This is a genomic window from Paenibacillus faecalis, assembly GCF_900289175.1.
GTDB classification, from domain to species: Bacteria; Bacillota; Bacilli; order Paenibacillales; family Paenibacillaceae; genus Paenibacillus_AQ; species Paenibacillus_AQ faecalis.
This window is the reverse complement of sequence record NZ_LT985747.1, coordinates 672,719-690,163: the sequence shown is the minus strand read 5'-3', so window position 1 is coordinate 690,163 and position 17,445 is coordinate 672,719. Positions and strand designations below refer to the sequence as shown.

The following is a 17,445-nucleotide window of genomic DNA, read 5'->3' as shown; positions in this document are numbered from 1 at the left end:
TTATTAAAGTAACTGTTTGAAAGCAAATAAATAATTAAGGGGCCTTAGCTCAGCTGGGAGAGCGCTTCGCTGGCAGCGAAGAGGTCAGGGGTTCGATCCCCCTAGGCTCCATAGAAGAAAAACCCTTGATGATCAAGGGTTTTTGTTTTTTTATAGGACGAAATTAAAAAACATATCTAAATTGGTTTGGGGACGATATTCGATTTTTTGAAGATAGCAATCATATTTTGGTCATGAGAACATGCAGCGTTGGGAACCCGGCGCTGTTTTTTATAAATATAATGTCTCCATGTCTTTTTTTTAATCGTTCTCTTTAGATTCGTAACTTTTTGTTTTGTTTATGTAGTAATCAGATTATTTATTAATTGAATTTAAATGATTTACAATATAATTGTTTTTCCAAACCAGCTACTGCAAGAAGCGTTGTATGGTGATAACTATCATGTCCTTTTTAAGCAAAAAAATGACCTTTTTTACAAAGAAATGTATAGTTGATCCATTAGTATTAGGTTTAAGATCGTAAATGCTTTAGAGATTTATGATCTTGGAAGTGCATAAACTCGAAAGGGAGGTGGTATTTGAAGGACTCGTGTTCTGAAGCTTAAGGTATATATGGAGGTGTATTAACATATTGGTGACTATACAGTCACTTCGTTCCTGCCAAAGGTAGAACTATATGTTCGTTGTTTGAATGGTTCGTCTACGCAGTAGACTATCATAACATTTTATAGGAGGGACAGATCCGTGAGAAAAGGAAGAACTGCACTTTTAACAGCAATTATGTTAACGCTTACATCAAATCCTCTTCATGTATTTGCAGGTGACGCCATGCCGCCAACTGGTAATGCTGTCTTTGGAGAGAATCAACCCGTCACACACGGTTACCGTGCTGTGGATATTGAGCGTTGGAATCCGGAGACAGACCCACATGCAGAACGATTAAGAGCCCATGTGCCTTTGCAAACCAGAAACGAAGCATTTGCACCTACGCAGGCTAATCCGAAACTAAGTCCGGAAACCGAGTTTTTCAACTTGACCGGAGATTATGATAACTACTTCTTTGGGGCTACACCTTACAACAATGAATTTTCGAACTATTTGTTTAATTTCTGGCAGTATACCGATTATTACGGCGGCTGGCATGGGCAAGCAACAGAGGATGTGCCTCCGAGCTTGTTTGATCCTACGGAGTCGTGGGAGAAGAGAGCATTCGAGTTCGGAGTCTTGGACTTACCTAACCCCGCGTATACAAATGCAGCGCACAAAAACGGCGTGAAATCCATAGGTACGATATTTATCCCTCGCGCAGGACAGCCTTATGATCTGTTACTCAGACAGCGGGAAGACGGCTCATTCCCGGTAGCCGAGAAGCTCATTGAAATAAAGGAATACTTCGGTTTTGACGGGTACTTCTTCAACCAGGAAACCTCGATCAAACCTGAGCATATCGAAAAATATAAAGCCTTCACTAAGACACTGGTAGATGCAGGAGTATATACCCAGTGGTATGACACGGTAGACGATAAGGCAGGGAAACTGTCCTATCAGCCGTCTCTGATCCCGTCACACAGTTCTTTTCTGCGAGATGATGAAATGGGCGGAACGATTAACAAATCAGTCTTCATGAACTATAACTGGAATTCTCCAGATGGCTGGAACAATGGAGACAGCGCAAATCAGCAGTATATTAACAAAACGGTTAAAGAAGCAGAGCGTAGAGGCATAGACCCACTGAAAACGGTCTTTTCCGGTGTAGAGGCTGGAATGGGTGGCTTTGGAGGTAACCACAACTCGACTCGTAATATGGATGTCATCTTGGACCCGGAGACAGGAAACCCGATGACGTCGATTGCAACATTAGGTGGTAATTTTGTTCAGCATGCTTTAGACGAAAATTTAGGAGATCCCAGCAAAAATCTCCGAGCCGATGACGATCATCAGTGGATGATTGCAGAGCGTGAGCGCATGTGGTATACCGGCGTTAAGATCGATCCAACGGATACGGAGGAGCAGAAGGGGTATGCACGGCCAGATGTGGCGGTGAAGGACGCTTCAGAATGGACCGGTATTTCCAGATATATTACTGAGCGTTCGGTTGTTGACGGAACTACCTTCGTGACGAATTTCAATACGGGACATGGCATGGAGTATTATGTGAATGGCAAAATCTCGAATGACGAAGAGTGGTCGAACATGAATCTGCAGGATATTTTACCAACGTGGCAGTGGTGGATCGATACCGAGGGTACCAGGCTGCAGGCAGACTTTGATTATGGAGATGCTGTAGAAAAAGGTGACAAGTTCACTTATGAATCTATCGGAGGTTACAAAGGTGGCAGTTCTCTTGTTGTCAATGGAACACTCGATGCGAAGAACTTTCTGCGTCTTTACAAAACGGACCTGGATGTCAAGAGTTCATCAACAGCTTCGATGACGTATAACAAATCATCATCCAAGGATCGTTCTGAGATTCAACTAGGACTCATCTTCAAGGATGCTCCTGATCAAGTTGAATACATTACAATACCTGACAGCGGCAAGAAGACAAAAAGCTATGTTACGGAGGAACTCGATTTAAGTCCTTATGCGGACCGTGAAATTGCTGTGCTGGGCCTTGCGTTTGATCCCAATGGGGAGAAGATTTCCAATTACCAGGTCAACATTGGCGAGCTGAAGATTACGGATGGGCAGGACTATACGCCGAGCAAGCCAACGGGTTTCGAAATGGATAACAGGTTCGATACGGGTGAAGTCAATGTCGCATGGGAGCGGGAAGATTACAGCAAGGTGCAGCAGTACCATCTGTACGCTCAGTTGAATAATGGTAAAGAGGTGTTCTTGGGCGGCGTTTATGACGACAATTTCTATATTAAAAACCTGGATAAACATGCCGTTTCCCTTAAATTGATTGCCGTCGGCCTGGATCATTCGGAGAGTGAACCGGTTGTTATTCCACTCGATCGGAAAAACTTCATTTCGAATGTGAAGGTCACTGAGCTCAGTGATGGATTTGATGTCAGTTGGAGCAAAGGAAACCGAGGCCGTGAGGTTCGATTGGATCTTAGCTTTACCGATGGCAGAGAGGACACGTACACCAAGACCGTTGATAAGAAACGGGGCGCTGCCAAGTTCGAAGTACCCGTCAAAGACGATGACCGATATCTCTTGAACATATCCACCTTGGATGCGGAGGGCGAAGTCATAGATACGGTTAGTTTTACAGGGAAAATGAAAGATAGCTACTCCGAACCTTTCGACGGCGGTTACTATATCAATGGCGCAACATTGGGAATTGACGTGCCTTCCTCAAAAGATTGGTGGCATATGTACGTAACTATTAATGGCGAGCCAGTACGGCCAGCGAAGAAATACAACGGCACCATAACAGATTATTTTATCCGAGGATATCATGATCTTAGTGGAATGCGGGTACCGGAGAAGGGATCGGTGATCAGTATCAAACTGAAGGACTATAAGGGCAATATGTCCGAGGCAAAAAATATTACTGTGGAGTGAGGGAAGCCTACGTTCTCATTCGTGATACAAGTGTAAGGAGAGGAAAAGTAGTTATTGATGAACTGCATCTCCAATAATTAATTGTGTCTAACTATTGGGGTGCAGTTCAATCATCTTTAGATGACTTTTGGAACAGCTTCTTCTTGTCTCTTTTTTAGTCATATTAGTACTCCGTCCAATACTGAGCATTAGGCTTTACCGTTGGCTGCTTTGGTATGTTTGATTCTCCTTCCCAGCAACAGTATAGCGTCATGTACGCGCTGTTTACTTTGTTCGGTCTTGTTCTCCAGTTCGTGTACGGTTGGCATCCGGTGCCGCTGACTAGTGTAGTTGTACAAAATTCTGAGGACTTTACTTTTGTAGTCAGGTAGCATGTTGATCACTCCTATGAACATTGATTAATTCCCTTTTGTTTTCCATATGATTATAAATATTAGAGTAAAAAGAAATATACACGCCAAAACTAGTTCTAGTATTGAAAACTTTCTATCTATTAAGTAACGAAATAAAAAAATGCCTCCGAATAATACGATGCCTCCAATACTGACGTGCATTAAATTATCAATCTTTTTCAATCCTCAACACCTCCCCCATTTTTTCATACATTATATTACAATAGACCTACCACTACATAGCTTCTAAACATGATCGCCAGTCTTCGTTTTGCCAAGGAATACAGCGTGCTGTTCAGGGATTTAATTATGAAGCATAACTCCTATATGAAGCTTGATCGTAATGACGTCAGCCACAAAGTGGTGGAAAAGATGAAGCAGGACAAAGAATTGGCTGGTTTCTCTGACGAAGAGCTGATGAATATTTTGTTCAAGATGCAAATTTTTCAAACAGGGCTTTCGGTTATGGCGGCGAACGGATTGCTTCCAGACCATTTGAAAGAAGAGCAATTAATCGAAGTGCTGGATAGCGCTGCGTTAGACATTGTCACGGCTGCTCGCATACGACAGAAGGAAGTATGAAAGAAGTCGGGAAGGGGAGTGTTAGGGCGCAATGAACGATAACATAACTCAGTCGCTGTTGGATGATCTGGTGGTTCAAGTCACGGGAAAGAAAAATATTTTTGGTGCTGTAATGTGCGTGGAAAAGGGGGATGGATCGCTTTCGCTCGTCAGCGGAGCAGGGAACCTTTCATTCGATACTCCATATTTCATTGCCAGCGTAACAAAGTTGTACGTCACAGCGATTTTGTTGAAATTGCGCTCTCAGCAGAAGCTGCGTGTGGAGGATAAAATCTCTAAATACCTATCGCAAGAAATTTTAAACGGAATTCATGTGCTGGATGGGGTTGATTATAGCCATGAGATTACCATTAAGCATCTGTTGTCTAACACTTCGGGCATTCCCGATTATTTTACGTCTGAACTCGTCTCGGAGTTGGTGGACGGAAAGGATCAGGCGTGGTCCTTTGAAAAAACGTTGGAAGCAATCAAGAGGAAAAAGCCCAAATTCAAACCGGGTCAGAAAGGGAAAGCACAATATTCGGACCCGAATTTTCGGCTGCTTGGAAAGATTATTGAGAGTATTACCGGTCAGAGCATCCAAGCCGTGTTTAAAGCTTATATTTTTGATGAATTGCAGTTGGCGAGTACATATTTGTTTGAAGATGTGAGCGACAAACGCCCAATCCAGATATTTTATAAGAAACGGCAGCTGCACGTTCCGCTTTACATGTCCTCGATCGATTCGGAGGGAGGCATTGTTTCAACCGCACAGGAGTCGATGGTTTTCTTAAAAGCTTTTTTTAACGGACGGCTGTTTCCTAAAAAAGATCTCGCTGAATTGACCTCCCATTGGAATCTGTTATTCGGACCTGGACTCTTTTATTATGGAATCGGGATTTCGAGACAGCCCACCACTCTTTTTAATTTGAAAAAAGGGTTGATCGGGCATTGGGGGCAATCCGGGGCGTTTGCTTTTTATCACGAAGATACCGATCTGTACTTTACGGGCACGATCAATCAGTTTACCGGTCATTCCGTTGCTGTGGGCATGATGATGAAGCTCATTAAAATGATGAAGCATTAATGTATCCTGGGCACTAGAAAGAGCATATCTTGAGTTAGTCAAAACATGCTCTTTATTATGTACGGGAAGATCTATCGTGAACTGATGGATGCGAATGGGTGATCGATGCGGATTTACGGCGCTTTTTCGGAGCCGTTGAAATAAGCTTTGGAGTATTGGTCATTTTTTCTTTATATATGATAAATTTATGTATAGTATCTATATTTTCATCTAGATATTTTTGATAAAAATGATTTATTACATCAAAGAACTAAATTAGGGGCAAGAGGCAGAATGTTGAGGATGATGTCTGCTGCCAAATAGGAGGTTTACTATGATTAATGAAACCGATCTAAAGCATTTGAGACGCTGTATTGAACTTGCAAAGAATGCTTTGGAGGCAGGCGATGAACCATTCGGTTCAGTGCTTGTCTCATCCAACGGGGACGTGCTTGCAGAAGACCGCAACCATGTTGCAGGAGGCGACCATACCCAGCATCCGGAGTTTGCGTTGGCGCGTTGGGCAGCTTCAAACATGACATTGGAAGAACGAAGCAAAGCAACTGTCTATACTTCGGGAGAACATTGTCCAATGTGCGCTGCAGCCCATGGCTGGGTTGGCTTAGGCCGGATTGTTTACGCCAGTTCCTCTGAACAATTGGCACAATGGCTGAAAGAAATGGGGGTTGCTGCGTCGCGCGTTCGCAATCTTCCGATCCAAGACGTAATTCGTGATACGATTATTGACGGCCCTGTATCAGAGCTTGCAGAAGAGGTTCGAGAACTCCACCATCAATTTTACACTAGGAGATAGGGAACCTGGGATGCGTAATTAGAGATTCTGGGTTAAGTGGTTAAATCAGACGAGACTGAGTATTATTTGCTGACAGAATACAATTGCCCGATTCAAGACATCGCTATGAGCTATACCGAAGCTTGCTGCTGAGCTGTCTTTATTCCAAAGATTGCTCAATGCTGATTTAGAGCGGCTCGAATGCAAGTCTAAAGGGGATCATAAATGCGTTTATGCCATTAAACCTAAATCGTAATAAGTTAGACACGCCGACTATGGCGTGTTTTTTTATACAACGGATATCTGTTAAGCAGCAGCTTGTTATTCTCCAAAAAATTAACACACCTATAGTTACCAATTTCCTTGACCAATATTGTTAATGATCGATATAATAAATCATAAGTAGTAAGTAGTAAGTAAATTGAAAATAATACCATCTAAGAGTAAACATCAGCCGCATGATTTAAATCATGAATAGGGGTGGTTATCGTGACTGACCTAAATTTAGCACAACGTTTTTCGATCATTGGCTTGAATGCACAAAGCAGTCTTTACATGACTAATGTGAAGAAAGTGTCTGTTCGCTGCATGGCTGCAGCCGTGATTTTGGACGCTTATCTGGATAACGCTTTTGAAAAAACGGGGAATCGGCTAACATTGCATAGTGATGTATTGAATCAAGCTGACATAATGCCTTATCAGGAAATGATTTTGAAAGTCTTCTTTAACAAACAAGCGGAAGCAAATGGTGATCTGAAATGGTGGCTGAAAAAGGCCTCTAGCCTGTCCAAGAAAAAATTAAAAAGCTTTGAGCTTACAATAACGGATTCCCTAAAGGAAATGGGGATGCTTGAGGAAATCCCTAGTTTGTTGGGGAGCGATCTTTATTACGTTTCTGCGGGGGTTGCCGTTAAAGATTATCGCAGTAATATAGAGGAATACTCCAGAATCTCCGAGAGCGTTCGAGCAGAAATATTGGAAGAGGGATCGGTTACCGATGATGTTATTTGTATGATATGGCTTCTTCGCGAAAGTGGATGTATGCATGATTTTTTCTCGCAAAATGAATTAGCCAAGGTTAATACCAGGATGAATGATTTGTTTCACAATACGTTACTAGCTCAAGAATTGTTTCCAATTCATATTCGTCACGGAGTTGAAATCGGGATCAAACAATACCTTCAAATGAAGTCAAGGTTTGCGAAGACTACTGTCGGCACCAGTATAAACTTCTTTTTTCCCATGCTTGAGCGTTCGAAAGCCGTATTTATTGAAACGGAAGCCTGGTTTTCCAACTCCAGTCAAAGACTGAATGATGTAGTTCAGCGGTTGGAGTCCTATGGTCATGAGGTTAACGTCTTGGAGAAGGGGACAATCCCGACAATCAAAATTGATAACTTGGTTTACGAAGCGGTACCGCATGTGGTTCATAAACAAATACCGATTCAAGGTGTACGTCTTGTGCCGAGGCTTCCCGTTTAAAGGAGCAAGTAAACATGTCCAGACAGCGTTCTATGGAGGCGATCTTAGCCTCTGAGTTAGTTACTATAGGGGAATTAGTTCGAATCACGAATACTCGCTACAGTACTTTGAAATATTACACAGAAGAAGGTATGCTGCCTTTTGAACAGGCGGAAGAGAATTTGACACGCAGATATAAAAGAGTAAAAACCGTTGAACGTATTCATTATATTAAAGAACTGAAAACTCGCGGGTTATCGATACCGCAAATTAAAGAAACTCTTGGCATCAACAAAGCAGAAAAGTAAGAACCAATGCGATAGCTTCTACGAATTTTTGATTATTCTTCCAGTCGCTGTTGCTCCCAGGTTTCTTTTCATGCTAAATCCATGAAAACATCGGGCATTTCCGGTGTTTTTTTATTTTGTTTTTGAAAATATTAGAAAAGTTTTAATCGATTTGCAAAAGTTAATAATTACCATCAAAAAAATTGCGAAACAGGTATTTACTCTCGACATTTATTTAGGTAAACTAACTAATAGCCAATCTAACTAATTAGGTTGTTTAATTGTTGAAATCCGAAAATAATACCCATGGAATGGAGGGATAGCATGGATCGGGAGGGCAGTCAAGGTAAACGATTGATTGAGGCTATGGCCAAAATACAACGTGTAGCATCGAAGCATAAGTTTGATGATATTTTGCCCCAGCGTGAATTTTACGTATTGGAAATTATCAATTGTCGAATCAATGGTAATCACTCCGGTGAACTGGGACAGGATGCACCACCCGGCATTAAAGTATCCGAATTAAGCGAAATTTTACACATTACGAAGCCGTCCGTTTCACAAATGATCAACGGTTTAGAGCAGAAAGGCTTTGTGAAGCGTGTCACTAGTAAGAGTGACCGGCGAGTTGTATATATCGCACTTGATGAAAATGGAGAAGCCGAATTACAAAAAGCTAAAAAAGCTTTTTTATCTTTTACCGATGAAATTGTAAACCGGCTAGGACATGATGAAACAGAACATTTAATTGCTCTGTGCAATCGCCTTTACGAAATTATTGGTGATATCAGGAAACGTGAATCCTGATCCTGCTCATTTAACATGCACTTTTATGTTTTCAACAAGATTTTAGTTAAAGATTAGAAAGGATCATGTCATGGTTAAACTTGTAAAATATTTGAAGCCTTTCACCGTGTCGCTTATAGTAGCGATTGCGCTGCTGTTTGGGCAGGCGTTGGCAGACTTGAATTTGCCGAATTACATGTCCAACATTGTAAACACGGGTATTCAGCAAGGCGGTATTGAAAATGCCGTACCTGAGGCGATTAGCGAGGAAGGCTTCACACTGATGACCTCCTTGATGGAGGAACAGGATAGGGCAGTTGTAGAGAAACATTATACGCTTGTTCATGCAGGGGATGAAGAGTATATCGATAAGTATCCCCTTTTGGAAAGTCGAAATGTATATATCTTAGAGGATTCAGATAGCAGTACGATCGATACATTAAATCCGATCTTTGGCAGAGCGGCATCCACTTTCATTCAAGTCTCGAAGCAGTTGGCTGAAGTCTCTGGTGATCAGGCAGCACCTGCCCAAGAGATGGACATGACCAAGATCGATTACGATCAGCTGTATGCCATGATTCCGATGCTCCAGCAGCTTCCGGCTGAGAAACTGGATGAAGCCATCACAGCTGCGAACAAGATGGACCCGTCTATGCAGATTCAGACAGGAACAGCTTTCGTCAAGCTGATGTACGGTGAGCTGGGATTGGATACAGGCAAGATTCAAAGCATGTATATTCTCAAGACCGGACTCTTCATGCTTCTAATCGCTTTAGGCGGAGCAGCTGCTACAGTGGGTGTCGGTTATCTGTCAGCCATTATTGCAGCCGGAGTAGCCAAGAAGCTTCGTCGTGATGTGTTCGGCAAAATTGAAAGCTTTTCTCACAATGAGTTTGACAAGTTTTCCACCTCGTCGCTGATCACCCGTACGACGAACGATATTACCCAGATTCAGATGCTTATTATTATGGGGATTCGGATCTTGTTCTACGCACCAATCCTGGGGATTGGCGGCGTTATTATGGTGCTCAAGGAAAATAGCTCCATGACGTGGATTATCGGTTTGGCAGTCCTTCTCTTGATCATACTAATCGGGACTGTTTTCTATGTTGCGATGCCGAAATTCAAGCTCGTCCAGAAGCTCATTGATAAATTGAACCTTGTCTCTAGAGAAAATTTAAGTGGTCTTATGGTCGTACGTGCTTTCAGCACACAGGATTTTGAGAAGAAGCGTTTTGATCATGCAAACCAGGATTTGACCAAAACATATTTGTTCATTAGCCGCGTGATGGTGTTTATGATGCCAGCGATGATGCTGATTATGAACTTGATTACCCTGCTGATCGTATGGGTCGGTGCCAACCAGATCGCGGCATCCGCGATGCAAGTTGGCGATATGATGGCGTTTATGCAATATGCAATGCAAATTATCATGTCCTTCTTGATGATTTCGATGATGTTTATTATGGTGCCGAGAGCTTCGGTGTCTGCACAGCGTATTGTAGAAGTGCTCTCAACCAAACCTTCTGTTGAAGATCCTGCTCAGGCGAAGCCATTCAAGTCCGACAAAAAAGGTGTGGTTGAGTTCCGTAATGTCAGCTTCCACTATCAGGATGCGCCTGAAAATGTGCTGACGGATATTACATTTACAGCTAAACCTGGTGAAACCACGGCATTCATAGGCTCCACAGGCTCAGGAAAGTCTACACTTATAAACTTGATTCCTCGATTCTATGATGCAACGTCAGGTGAAATTTTCGTAAGTGGTGTGAATGTAAAAGAGGTAACACAACATGATCTTCATGAACAGATTGGCTATGTACCTCAGAAGGGTGTTCTGATGTCAGGTACGATTGCAAGCAATCTTCGCTACGGTAAAAAAGAAGCTTCCGATGAGGAAGTGAAGCTCGCTGCGGAAATTGCTCAAGCAACAGACTTTATTCTCAAAGATGAGGACGGATTTGAGAAGACGATTTCGGAAGGCGGGGCCAATGTGTCCGGTGGTCAGAAGCAGCGTCTATCGATCGCACGCGCGCTTGTGAAGAAGGCGCCGATCTATATTTTTGACGACAGTTTCTCTGCGCTTGACTATAAGACGGATACCGCTCTTAGAAAAGCCTTGAAGAAATATACGGAAGATAGCACTGTTCTTATCGTAGCTCAGCGTGTAAGCACGATTCGTCACGCGGAACAAATCATTGTACTGGATGAAGGTAAAATCGTCGGAATTGGTACGCATGAAGAACTGCTTCAGAACTGTCCGACCTACCTTGAAATTGCTTCATCCCAGCTTTCGAAGGAGGAATTGTAATGAGTGAGAAAACCTCCAAATTTAAAAATACGAAGAACAAAGAGCCTATGGGCGGCGGCCACGGGATGATGATGCCGGGTGAGAAGGCGAAGGATTTTAAAGGAACTTTCAAGAAACTGGTCGCCTACTTGGGCAAGTATAAGACGGCAGTCACTTTTGTTATTCTTTTTGCCATTGGATCAACGATATTTAATATTTTGGGTCCTAAAATACTCGGTGAAGCAACGACCAAAGTGTTCGAAGGCGTCATGGATATGATCACAGGTACAGGAGAAGGTATAGACTTTAACTTTATCGGTCGGATTATCATCATCCTGATCATTCTCTATCTCATCAGCGCATTGTTCGCTTATATACAGGGGCATATTATGTCTAACGTCTCGATGAAGGTCACTTATAATTTGAGACGTGATATTTCGGAGAAGATTCACAAGCTGCCGCTGAAATATTTTGACAAGAAAAATTACGGCGAAGTGCTGTCTCATATTACGAATGATGTGGATGCGATCAGCAACAGCTTGAACCAAAGCTTGACGCAGATCATTACTTCAGTAACTAGCATTATCGGGATTATGGTCATGATGTTTACGATCAGCTGGCAAATGACGTTAGTCGCGCTCTGCGTACTGCCGTTGTCCTTTATATTCATCATGCTGGTAGTGAAGAAGTCACAGAAGCACTTCGTTTCCCAGCAGGAATCTATCGGACATGTCAATGGCCATATCGAAGAAATGTACAGCAGCCATACGGTTATGAAGGCATTCAACGGTGAGGAAGAGTCGCTGAAGAAATTTGACGAGCACAATGAGAAGCTTCACGATGCGACGTGGAAATCTCAATTTCTTTCCGGTATGATGATGCCGATCATGAACTTTATTGGGAACCTTGGATATGTAGCGATCTGTATCTTGGGTGGATATTTGGCCGTTAATGGCCGAATCGCTGTCGGTGATATTCAGGCATTCATCCAGTATATGCGTCAATTTACACAGCCGATTGCCCAGGTGGCAAACATCTCGAACGTCTTGCAGCAGACGGCTGCTGCGGCTGAACGTGTATTTGAATTTTTGGCCGAAGAGGAAGAACCTGCAGATACGACAAAACCGGCAAATGTGTCTCGTATTCAAGGTGCTGTTCGTTTTGAAAATGTGAAGTTCGGATATAACCCGGAGAAGACGGTTATTAATGACTTTACCGCAAGTGTTAAACCTGGACAGAAGGTTGCCATCGTTGGACCTACAGGTGCTGGTAAAACGACCATCATCAAGCTCTTGATGCGTTTTTACGATATTCAGGAGGGTGCAATATTGATCGATGGTACCGATATTCGCGACTTTACCCGCAATGACCTGCGCTCGATGTTCGGAATGGTGCTTCAGGATACCTGGTTGTATAACAACACAATTCGAGAAAATATCCGCTATGGCAAGCTTGAAGCTACCGATGAAGAGGTTTATGAGGCGGCCAAGGCAGCGCAGGTGGATCACTTTATCCGCACACTGCCTGATGGTTATGATATGGTGCTTAATGAAGAAGCAAGCAATGTGTCACAAGGTCAAAAGCAGCTTCTTACGATCGCACGTGCGATCTTGTCCAACCCGCAAATTTTGATCTTGGATGAAGCGACCAGCTCGGTAGATACCCGGACCGAGATTCTGATTCAGAAAGCGATGGCTAATCTGATGAAGGGACGCACGAGCTTCGTTATTGCTCACCGCCTGTCGACCATTCGTGATGCAGACCTCATCTTTGTGATGAAGGATGGCGATATTATCGAGCAGGGTACGCATGACGAGCTGTTGGCACAGGGAGGCTTCTATGAGAGCCTGTATAACAGTCAATTTTCCGAGGGTGAGGAAGAGGCTGGTTAAGAAGAAGCTGCCCTAAAAAGATTAAAATAACTTAGAAGTTTTCCTCGTGTGATCTGGAACATTTGAAGGATCAACGGGGAAAGCTTCTTTATTTTAGAAATAATGGAAACAAAGGTGTATAATAAACAGTGTTCGAGATGTTATTCAATCCACGAAAAGGAAAGGAGAAGCATTGGTGAATACAAAACAATTAGATCAAATCCGCTCGGGAAAGGGATTTATTGCAGCCTTGGACCAAAGTGGCGGAAGCACGCCTAAAGCTTTGCAGCAATACGGCGTTCAAGAGAGCAGCTATTCTAATGATGAGGAAATGTTTGAACTGGTTCATGAGATGAGGACGCGTATTATTAAGAGTCCAGCGTTTGATTCCCGGTATATTATAGGGGCCATTCTTTTCGAGAACACGATGGATCGAACCATTGACGAGCAATTCACTGCCGATTATCTTTGGGAGAAAAAAGGGATCGTTCCTTTCCTAAAAGTCGACAAAGGACTTGCAGAGCTGGAAGACGGCGTTCAGCTGATGAAGCCCATACCTGATTTAAATGAATTGCTGAAGCGGGCGGGCAAGCGAAACATTTTTGGAACAAAGATGCGTTCGGTTATTAAAGAAGCCAATGCTGCCGGAATTAAAAAGGTCGTTGAGCAGCAGTTTTCCATCGGCAAACAAGTTTTAGATATGGGGCTGGTTCCCATCATCGAACCGGAAGTTGACATCTATAGTGAGGATAAAGCGGCTTCGGAAAAGATCTTGAAGGATGAAATTTTTGCTCAATTATCGACTTTGAGCCAAGATGAAAAGGTGATGCTTAAGCTCTCTATTCCAACGGAAGACAACTTCTACAGTGAGCTAATGGAACAACCGCAAGTAATACGGATTGTGGCTTTGTCAGGCGGTTATACGCAAAAAGAAGCCAATGACAAGCTGGAACGTAACCAGGGCTTGATCGCCAGTTTCTCGCGTGCTCTGTCACAAGGGCTAAACGTGAATCAAACGGATGATGAGTTCAACGCCATGTTGTCCAAATCCATTCAGAACATTTACAAAGCTTCTATCACATAAAAAAGTCTTTTCTTGTGTTAATAAGCACAGAAGGATAAAACAGGGCATCTCCAAAGGTCTGCTTGAGTCAATCTTGGAGATGCCCTTTCTTTTAAATAATAGGCAACGAAGTCATCTATTTTTGTCGGTATAAAAAGCATAGGTGATAGACTCATTGAAACAGACTTTGATATAGTAAACGTATCTATCGTTATTTTATAGCAGCAATGAGCATTATATTTGACTTCAGGAGGAACCTATGAAGCCTATTAATAAGTTGAACGTTCAAGATGAATTTATTGGCTTTTACTTGCTGAAAGAACTGAATCTAAGACAGACTAACAGCACACCGCCAAAGGATTATTTCGATATCGTACTCTCTGATTCCAGTGGTCAAATTTCGGCCAAGTATTGGGATGTGACGATACAAGATAAAGAAACTTTTCTTCCAATGCAGTTGGTAAAAATTCAGGGTGTTGTTCAAAACTATCGCAATCAATCTCAAGTAAAAATAAACAAAATCCGCAGAGCAAGGGAAGACGATGGGGTGTCATTGACCGATTTTGTAAGATGTGCCCCCATTCGCCCAGTGGATCTGTTACATACGATAAAGCTTGCGATCCATGAAATTACGGATCAAGATATCCGGAATATTGTACAGTTTTGTGTGGGCAAGGTCGAAGAGAAGCTCATGCATTATCCTGCGGCCAAAACATATCACCATGCCTATTTTGCCGGGCTGGCCTATCATATTGTACGAATGCTTGAAATTGGAGATTTTATATGCAAGCAGCGTCCATTTCTGAATCCGGATTTACTAAAAGCGGGTATTATTCTTCATGATATTGCGAAGCCGGAAGAGATGATTGCACAAATGGGCATCGTCACCGATTACAGCAATCAGGGAAAGCTTGTCGGGCATATCGTGATGGCATCCAATTGGATCGTGGAAGCTGCCATTACGCACAATATCCCTATAGATTTCGAGATCATTCTTGGATTACAGCATCTGGTGCTTTCTCATCACAACTTGGGAGAGTGGGGTAGCCCGGTTCAGCCGCAAACGGCAGAAGCTGTTGCCCTGCATTATATTGATCTGATGGATGCGAAGCTGCAGATGGTAGAAGACGCTTTGGATACGACAGCTGATACGGAACCATGGACTTCCATGATTAGAGGGCTTGAAAATAAGTCCATATACCGTCTGAAGGTGTAATTAACGTAATGATGCGGGGGATTCGGGAACGGACGAAGCTTGAAGCGATTGAAGGTTAGCCGCCATAGGCGGTGAATCATTGGAAATGGGCTGTGAGACTAGTTGACTTTATAAATAACTGACTGTATAATTCATCACAACGAAACACCGATGCATGGATCTGAGGTTCTGATTTCAAATCAATCTGTTACAAGCGATGAAGGAAAGAGTAAGCGGAGAAAATTCCTGACAGGGACGGTATGCCACCGACTGAAAGCATCCGAGCGAACGTTTCCCGCCGAAGTTCATTCCTGAGCTGGTATTCTGATAGCTTGCTGATGCGAGCGGTAGGAGTACCCGTTTTCCTTGCGTTAAAAGGTTCAAGTGAGATGTGCTGATTTTTTTCGAATAAGACACGATTGTGTTCGGCATATCTAATAAGGGTGGTACCACGAACTCCACGTCCCTTTGCGGGCGGGAGTTTTTTTGTTTTCAATAGAAAAAAGGGAGAGATACTGTATGAGTCAAGGGCGTTTGGAACAATTAAGAACACAATTGGATTCCGTCAACCTTCAAATGTTGGAGCTATTATCTGAGCGGGCACGGATTACAAAGGAGATTGGAGAGGAGAAGAAAAAACAGGGAGTTCCTGATTTCGATCCGGTTAGGGAGAAGAAGATGCTGGATACACTCGTTGAAAATAACAAAGGTCCTTTTAACAATGAAACCATCCGGCATTTGTTCAAGCAAATTTTTCAGGCATCTTTAAAACTGCAACAGGTTGAGCATAAAAAGCATCTGCTGGTCAGCCGTAAAAAGAAAAAAGAGGATACGATCATACATTTGGGCGATGTCAACGTTGGTGGTGGAAAGCCGGTCATGATTGCCGGACCATGTTCTGTTGAAAGCTACGAACAGGTACGTACGGTTGCAGCCGCTCTTAAAGAAGCTGGAATTACAGTATTGCGGGGAGGCGCGTTCAAACCGAGAACATCTCCTTATGATTTCCAAGGGCTTGGAGTTGAGGGGCTTAAAATATTGAAAGAAGTGGGGTCCGAATTCGGATTGAAGACGATCAGCGAAATTGTTGATCCTGCTCATATCGAAATCGCATGTGAATACATCGATGTGATTCAGATTGGCGCCAGAAATATGCAAAACTTTGAACTGTTGAAAGCTGCGGGTGATGTACAAACTCCGGTCCTTCTCAAGCGCGGTTTGGCTGCTACAATCGATGAGTTTGTTCACGCTGCAGAATATATCGTATCTCGAGGAAATACACAGGTTATGCTCATTGAACGTGGTATTCGGACGTACGAGAAGGCGACAAGAAATACACTTGATATTTCTGCTGTCCCAATTTTGAAACAAGAGACCCATCTTCCGATACTGGTCGATGTTACGCATTCAACAGGCCGCAAGGACATTTTAGTACCATGTGCAAAAGCGGCTTTGGCCGCGGGAGCAGACGGTGTTATGGTTGAGGTTCATCCGGACCCTGCTACGGCATTGTCTGACGCGGCGCAGCAACTGGACATTCCTGAGTTTCAGGACTTTCTTGCAAATGTGAAGAATTCCGGTTTACTATAAAAATCGTTCTCGTTACAGGAACAATGGTGTGATTCCAGGGATTTATGTGAAGGGAAACCAACTCTATAGGGTTTCCCTTCGTTCTTTAAATGTGTCGGGAGACCATCCGTTTATTCTGAACCATGATCTGAACCATGATATAAAAGACTATGTTTCCAACTGATCTACGTAATTTTTAGCATCTTTAAGGGATATCCCTCTTGCTTCCCTTAGCACTTTGATCGCTTTAATTTTTTGATCTGATGCAATTAATATACGGAGCCGTTTTTCCAGATCCGCATCTATTCCGTAGATATTCGGTTCGGAGGTAATTGGTGAGCTTGATTCGATCATTGGGCTATGGTCTGAACGATTTTTGATCCACTCCAGCTCGGATTGGATATCATTTAGCTTGCTCTGAAGACTAAATACCTTGATCAATAGAAAAACAGAGAGGACCAATGCTGCAATTGCAATTATTTCGATAGTTTCCATTTGATCACCTCCTTTTTTAGTTCCCGCTACTAATTTTAGCAAACATGTATGATAGCATTTTAACATACATGCCTAATTTTGGTGCGCATGATACTAAAGT

General features: G+C 42.9%; 14 protein-coding genes and 1 tRNA gene. 13 read left to right on the top strand and 2 right to left on the bottom strand.

The features are described 5' to 3' along the window. The first annotated feature begins 38 nt into the window (after nt 1-38). Nucleotides 39-111, top strand: a tRNA-Ala gene (locus C8268_RS03355). A 633-nt stretch (nt 112-744) separates the two neighbouring features. Further along, nucleotides 745-3,516 carry an endo-beta-N-acetylglucosaminidase gene (locus tag C8268_RS03350; RefSeq protein WP_106766370.1) on the top strand — a complete coding sequence of 924 codons (2,772 nt, stop codon included), beginning with the start codon at nt 745-747 and terminating at the stop codon, nt 3,514-3,516. 188 nt (nt 3,517-3,704) lie between these two features. On the opposite strand, the gene C8268_RS03345 is transcribed toward C8268_RS03350, so the two are convergent. Next, nucleotides 3,705-3,890 (bottom strand): hypothetical protein, encoded by a 186-nt coding sequence (locus C8268_RS03345; RefSeq protein WP_106766369.1) that lies wholly within the window; start codon nt 3,888-3,890, stop codon nt 3,705-3,707. Between the two features lie 327 nt (nt 3,891-4,217). Between C8268_RS03345 and C8268_RS03340 the strand changes: the two genes are divergently transcribed. From C8268_RS03340 to C8268_RS03290, 11 genes are all read left to right on the top strand, one after another. Continuing rightward, entirely contained in the window at nt 4,218-4,490 is a 273-nt protein-coding gene (locus C8268_RS03340) for a hypothetical protein (protein ID WP_158702662.1), read from the top strand. Between the two features lie 31 nt (nt 4,491-4,521). Further along, a complete protein-coding gene (locus C8268_RS03335; protein ID WP_106766367.1) occupies nt 4,522-5,556 on the top strand; it encodes a serine hydrolase domain-containing protein in 1,035 nt (344 codons plus the stop codon). 313 nt (nt 5,557-5,869) lie between these two features. Beyond that, complete coding sequence (locus C8268_RS03330) at nt 5,870-6,349, top strand: nucleoside deaminase (protein ID WP_106766366.1); 480 nt, start codon at nt 5,870-5,872, stop codon at nt 6,347-6,349. 468 nt (nt 6,350-6,817) lie between these two features. Next, nucleotides 6,818-7,810: a hypothetical protein gene (locus C8268_RS03325; protein ID WP_106766365.1), complete on the top strand. Its 993-nt coding sequence runs from the start codon at nt 6,818-6,820 to the stop codon at nt 7,808-7,810. A 14-nt stretch (nt 7,811-7,824) separates the two neighbouring features. Continuing rightward, complete coding sequence (locus tag C8268_RS03320) at nt 7,825-8,097, top strand: helix-turn-helix domain-containing protein (protein ID WP_106766364.1); 273 nt, start codon at nt 7,825-7,827, stop codon at nt 8,095-8,097. A gap of 303 nt (nt 8,098-8,400) precedes the next feature. Next, on the top strand, nt 8,401-8,883 hold the full coding sequence (locus C8268_RS03315) for a MarR family winged helix-turn-helix transcriptional regulator (protein WP_158702661.1): 483 nt from the start codon (nt 8,401-8,403) through the stop codon (nt 8,881-8,883). A gap of 70 nt (nt 8,884-8,953) precedes the next feature. Next, nucleotides 8,954-11,173 (top strand): ABC transporter ATP-binding protein, encoded by a 2,220-nt coding sequence (locus C8268_RS03310; protein ID WP_106766362.1) that lies wholly within the window; start codon nt 8,954-8,956, stop codon nt 11,171-11,173. Further along, nucleotides 11,173-13,044, top strand: a complete 1,872-nt coding sequence (locus C8268_RS03305) for an ABC transporter ATP-binding protein (protein WP_106766361.1) — start codon at nt 11,173-11,175, stop codon at nt 13,042-13,044. Before C8268_RS03310 ends, C8268_RS03305 begins: the two co-directional genes overlap by 1 nt. Nucleotides 13,045-13,219: 175 nt before the next feature. Then, on the top strand, nt 13,220-14,107 hold the full coding sequence (locus C8268_RS03300) for a fructose bisphosphate aldolase (protein ID WP_106766360.1): 888 nt from the start codon (nt 13,220-13,222) through the stop codon (nt 14,105-14,107). A gap of 238 nt (nt 14,108-14,345) precedes the next feature. Next, nucleotides 14,346-15,302, top strand: a complete 957-nt coding sequence (locus C8268_RS03295; protein WP_106766359.1) for a 3'-5' exoribonuclease YhaM family protein — start codon at nt 14,346-14,348, stop codon at nt 15,300-15,302. A 498-nt stretch (nt 15,303-15,800) separates the two neighbouring features. Beyond that, nucleotides 15,801-16,871 (top strand): bifunctional 3-deoxy-7-phosphoheptulonate synthase/chorismate mutase, encoded by a 1,071-nt coding sequence (locus C8268_RS03290; protein WP_106766358.1) that lies wholly within the window; start codon nt 15,801-15,803, stop codon nt 16,869-16,871. A 147-nt stretch (nt 16,872-17,018) separates the two neighbouring features. On the opposite strand, the gene C8268_RS03285 is transcribed toward C8268_RS03290, so the two are convergent. Further along, the gene (locus C8268_RS03285; RefSeq protein WP_106766357.1) at nt 17,019-17,345 is read right to left on the bottom strand and encodes a ribosomal protein L7/L12; all 327 of its coding nucleotides are present in this window, start codon (nt 17,343-17,345) and stop codon (nt 17,019-17,021) included. Nucleotides 17,346-17,445: the final 100 nt, after the last annotated feature.

Bases quoted from the DNA above. Each gene is read 5' to 3' on its own strand.
- C8268_RS03345 (WP_106766369.1), bottom strand. From the start codon at position 3,890: ATGCTACCTGACTACAAAAGTAAAGTCCTCAGAATTTTGTACAACTAC.
- C8268_RS03340 (WP_158702662.1), top strand. From the start codon at position 4,218: ATGAAGCATAACTCCTATATGAAGCTTGATCGTAATGACGTCAGCCAC.
- C8268_RS03335 (WP_106766367.1), top strand. From the start codon at position 4,522: ATGAACGATAACATAACTCAGTCGCTGTTGGATGATCTGGTGGTTCAA.
- C8268_RS03330 (WP_106766366.1), top strand. From the start codon at position 5,870: ATGATTAATGAAACCGATCTAAAGCATTTGAGACGCTGTATTGAACTT.
- C8268_RS03320 (WP_106766364.1), top strand. From the start codon at position 7,825: ATGTCCAGACAGCGTTCTATGGAGGCGATCTTAGCCTCTGAGTTAGTT.
- C8268_RS03315 (WP_158702661.1), top strand. From the start codon at position 8,401: ATGGATCGGGAGGGCAGTCAAGGTAAACGATTGATTGAGGCTATGGCC.
- C8268_RS03310 (WP_106766362.1), top strand. From the start codon at position 8,954: ATGGTTAAACTTGTAAAATATTTGAAGCCTTTCACCGTGTCGCTTATA.
- C8268_RS03305 (WP_106766361.1), top strand. From the start codon at position 11,173: ATGAGTGAGAAAACCTCCAAATTTAAAAATACGAAGAACAAAGAGCCT.
- C8268_RS03295 (WP_106766359.1), top strand. From the start codon at position 14,346: ATGAAGCCTATTAATAAGTTGAACGTTCAAGATGAATTTATTGGCTTT.
- C8268_RS03290 (WP_106766358.1), top strand. From the start codon at position 15,801: ATGAGTCAAGGGCGTTTGGAACAATTAAGAACACAATTGGATTCCGTC.
- C8268_RS03285 (WP_106766357.1), bottom strand. From the start codon at position 17,345: ATGGAAACTATCGAAATAATTGCAATTGCAGCATTGGTCCTCTCTGTT.